Annotated in this window: 3 protein-coding genes; all 3 read right to left on the reverse strand. The window is 39.2% G+C overall.

Annotated features, from left to right (window positions below; translation table 11 throughout):
• Window positions 1–152: 152 nt before the first annotated feature.
• Complete coding sequence (locus tag PHO71_RS25350) at window positions 153–1,802, reverse strand: phage/plasmid primase, P4 family (protein ID WP_300208968.1); 1,650 nt, start codon at window positions 1,800–1,802, stop codon at window positions 153–155.
• Between the two features lie 270 nt (window positions 1,803–2,072).
• Window positions 2,073–2,300, reverse strand: coding sequence for a hypothetical protein (locus PHO71_RS25355; RefSeq protein WP_300208969.1), 228 nt, complete (start codon window positions 2,298–2,300; stop codon window positions 2,073–2,075).
• Window positions 2,301–3,551: 1,251 nt separating this feature from the next.
• Window positions 3,552–4,181: hypothetical protein (locus tag PHO71_RS25360; protein WP_300208970.1), on the reverse strand; the 630-nt coding region annotated here is incomplete at its 5' end.

A 4,181-nucleotide genomic window follows, 5' to 3' on the forward strand; every position in this document is an offset into this window, starting at 1 on the left:
TTAAAAGATTTTCCGTTTTTAGAGGGAAACCGCGAAATGTTTTTTGTTTCGTATAATTTGTTTAGTCTGTAGTTTGCTGTCTCCCATGAGCACCCAACTGTTCTGGCAATTCCATTGACTGTTTTATTCTTCATGTATACCCCTCAAAAAAATTAACGGTTATTTGATTTGAAATCAACAACCGTATTTTCATAGTATTTTACATGAATTGGTTTTCCGCCTGTGTTAATAACGCGGGTTGTACTAAATATCTTTCTTCCGAGTTTTCCGAGCCTTGCTGTAAATGCCTTTTCCTTCACCGGTGTGAGGTTCTTCATCTGGCACCATGTTTTATACCAGTTATATGTCTGGTTCTTTTCAGTCGGGAACTCGTCTGCCTCGCAATCCCTCATACACTGTTCTTCAAATGCGGTTACGTTGTCCGAGTGAAGGAGATAAGTATTTTCAACTTCTTCAACGCTTAGACTGTATGAGAATTTGCGGTTTTCGAATACAGTTTTCAGTCCTTCAAGCATTAAATTAACAAATCCGCTTTTCTCTTGCTCTGTGGTTATTTTATCTATAAGCCCTTCGTCAATTTCTCCGTCTTTGAAGGTGTACGGGAATTCAACCAGTAACCACCTGCGATAATATGCGAAGTTGTCAGAGCGTGCAAATGGTATCTTGTTGGCTGAAAACATCAGTTTAGCGGTGTTTTCAAAGCTGAAAGAGTTCTGATACTTCCGCTCACCGGTCAGGTACTTGTCATTTCCGGTTAAGGTGTTGAATACTTCATTTGTCTGCAATGGTGCGTTTTTCAGGTCAGGGAAGGCGTTTAATGTCTTTCCGTAAAGGTTCGCTACCCTGTATTTGTCTGTTTCAAGCTGGTGCAGACTTTCACCGCTTACCATTTCATACCCGAGTATGGTTTTAAGCAGGTTAATGAACACTGATTTACCGTTTGAACCATTACCGAACAGCATTAAAGCCTTTTGCAATTTCACGTCATATGTGAGGCAATAACCAGCGAATTCTACAAGAATCGTTTTGCTCTCTTCTGGAAGCCTGCAACTTGTGAAATATGCGTTTATATTATGGCAAGTCGCGGCTGGTTCATATGAAGCGTTAACCTGTGAAATTGTTATTACGTCCGGTGTATGTGGTATCAGTTTCCATTTTCTCATATCAAATAAGCCATTCTTGAAGTTTATGTATCTGCCCTGATCTGCGTCTATGTTTCTGCGTTCTTCAAATGTGTTTACAATAATATATTCCATGACTTCGGACACAAAGCCCGCCTTTGCTGCTGGTACGTTGTCCGGTTCCTTGTCTGGATATAAAGCGTTCCACTGTTCTAAGAAATATTCTTGGTATTCGTCCCTTATGATTTTGTTTATTGTCCGGCTTGCGACGTCGTTTTTATACATACCGTCTTTGTAAAGGAAGAATTCACCTGTGTCTTTCATTGTAAACAGTGGTTGTTTCTGAATTACGCGATCCGCGACTTCGTTAAATGGGAGTTTTATTTCTCCGTCTGCCTCTTCGTTTTTCTCATTCCGCTTAATGTTCTTTTCATGGTTTTTGATTACTTCATTTAGTTTCTGATTCAGTATTTTAATTGAATCAGTGTCTTTTATATTAAAGTGGCTTCTGATTTTGAATTTTATTAATTTCATACCGTCTGATTTACTTATGCCAGACATGTATAAGAATATGACATTTGAGGCAATCTCAACGTTTTCCGCTTCGCTTTCTGATACTTTTACCGCAGAAATGATCTTTTCTACTTCTTTGACAGTGTATTGTTTTGTTGCTGATTCCATGTTTTAAAGCCCCCTTGTACTGTACTTTTTAAAGGAGGCGAACAGATAGCTAAAAACAGCATTTACCCGTAAGTTATTTAAACTTGTAAACCAATATTAACTTAGGGGAAAATTACTATTCTTAAACCGTCATTCGCCCGAATGTGGTTAATACGTTGTTTCCCTCTGTTCCCGGTTCGGTTGCCGCTGAATCGGGTTGAGGGGTCATTCCTAGTTTACTTTGCTTTTCTTTATTCCTTGTTTTAAGACAAAAAAATCTTTTTTCGTTGTTTACCTTGTCGGACATTTTGTTATACCGCCTTCGGGGTTAAACAGTTCTTCTAGTACCATTGCTGTATATGTCCCCATTTTAAGTACCCCTCTTCCTCTGTCGATTTCGTCGTATGTGTCGGGTGTTACATATACCGTTACGGCTATTTTGTTCTTAGTTGCTTTTACTGCCATGCTATACCTCCGGGTTGTCTTAGGTAATCCACTTTTTCTATCAGGTATTACCATAACTAGATATGTTCTTCTTCATATAAATAACTTTCGGAAGTAAGAGCTAAAGCTAAGGTAAAAAAGCAGTAAATAAGTTTTTTGCCATCTTCGGCAGGTCTGAAAAGTTCTTATATACACCAATATAGGCACAAACCTATAAGAAATATTCGATTTTATCGGATATTTTGAACCAGTTAAGGGGAAAATCCTTGAAACTACACCATCAAAACTAATGTTAGGGCAAACAATAACAGAAGGCTTTAAAAATAGAAAAGTCTGTCTAAGTCTGTCAAAGTCTGGCTAAGACAGGCTTATAGTTTCTTCTGATTATGGTTTTGTTCAGATAAAAGAGACCCTATAAATAGAGAGGGTAGACAGAATATAAATTATCCACCCTTATTCGATTCATCGTCAGCATAGAATGATTTTGCGCATTCCTGGCATTGGTATCTCTGTCTTTTTCCGTGTGTCACTGTCCGCCTGAACAATTCTTTTCGTTCCTTGTAGCTCTGTAGCTCTAAATATTTAAGGTATCCTTTTATAATATCTTCATTATTCTTGATTATAGGTAGTCTGACTATCGTATCCCCCAAACAGGAAACGCTAACAAAAGATAAAAGCTTTTGGAATATGCCCTAACCTGTGTATTTCTGGATAGAATATTCAATTTTGGGCGTATCTCTAATAAACGCTTTGTAATTGCCCACCAAAGCCATGGAGAACGCGTACAAGAAGAGATAATCAAAAGTTAGGGTATTTCTACCATGTTAGAAAAGAACTTTTTAAAAAGAGTGTTTGGAGAGGTCACGGCTTTGTGTGATAACGACATCGGACATGGAGGAATGATATGTGTTAGCCGTGACGTGTGGAAGCGCGCCGGGAGAGATGGGAGACTTGGCGCGTGTGTGATATAAGCCGGCGAAAGACCCGAAAAGACCGGCTTGTTTATCTTGATAATGAAAAAATGTTTTTGGGGGTTATAGTCGGGTTTATAGAACTCCCGAAAACTGTCTTCACTATACTATACGTGTTTAAACTATTTAAAATTATTGATTAGTTAGGTTTTACCTAACCAATTTACGCACCTTCTGGCCGGTTGGTCGCTATATACATGATGTGACATTAACTGGACTACAGTGTATTCGCCGCGGCAACAGTAAAAAAGAACCTGTTGAAGCGGCGGCGGCAAAAAAACGTCCAGCCACAAATAATTAACTAAAACGGAAAGAAGAAATTTTGCAGAATTTTTTTGTTAACGCCGTGAATATTTTATATCCTGCAACCGAGGTCACTTCTCTCTTCCGGAGTTAATGTCATCCAATAGTCTATTAACCCATTTGGAGCATCCTGGTCACACTCAAACCCGGCTTGCTTGCCGCCGGTAATAAATTTGTCCTCTGCTTCTTCGTCGTCGGCAATTCCAAGTTTACGCAGTTGGTCAACGGCGTTGTAGTAATTCCAGATCCTCGAGTACACAAGCCACGTGAGTTTCGCTTCCCTCTCATATTTCTCAATCTTCTTGAGCAAATCAGGATACTCTTCTTTGTTGGCTGCTTTCTGTTCTCTATACCTACGCTCGGGTAGTCCAATATATTTTGAAGCTTCTGCCTGTGTCATTCCGGTTCTTTCAATTAGGAGGTACATAGCCAGAGCTTTGTATTCATTGTCCGTGTTTTTAATGCTCTCTCTGTACTTCTCTGTTTTCATGTAGTCGTTGCTTAGTTTGACCGTTGCCTCGTATAGCTTATCCGCGTCACCGCTTCTTTTCGCGTCGTACACACATTCGTCTATTGCTTTATCAAGCACGTGGTTATATTCGTCCTTTAGCTGTGCTACAGTCTTAACATTTTTATTCCATGCATTTTGTTGTACCATCTTTAAACCCCCCAATTTATCAAT

Source organism: Bacteroides sp., from assembly GCF_028690125.1.
In the GTDB taxonomy this organism is placed as follows: Bacteria; Bacteroidota; Bacteroidia; order Bacteroidales; family Bacteroidaceae; genus Bacteroides.

What these genes read in the sequence shown, in the direction of transcription:
- PHO71_RS25350 (WP_300208968.1), bottom strand. Translation starts at nt 1,802, where the DNA reads ATGGAATCAGCAACAAAACAATACACTGTCAAAGAAGTAGAAAAGATC.
- PHO71_RS25355 (WP_300208969.1), bottom strand. Translation starts at nt 2,300, where the DNA reads ATGGTAATACCTGATAGAAAAAGTGGATTACCTAAGACAACCCGGAGG.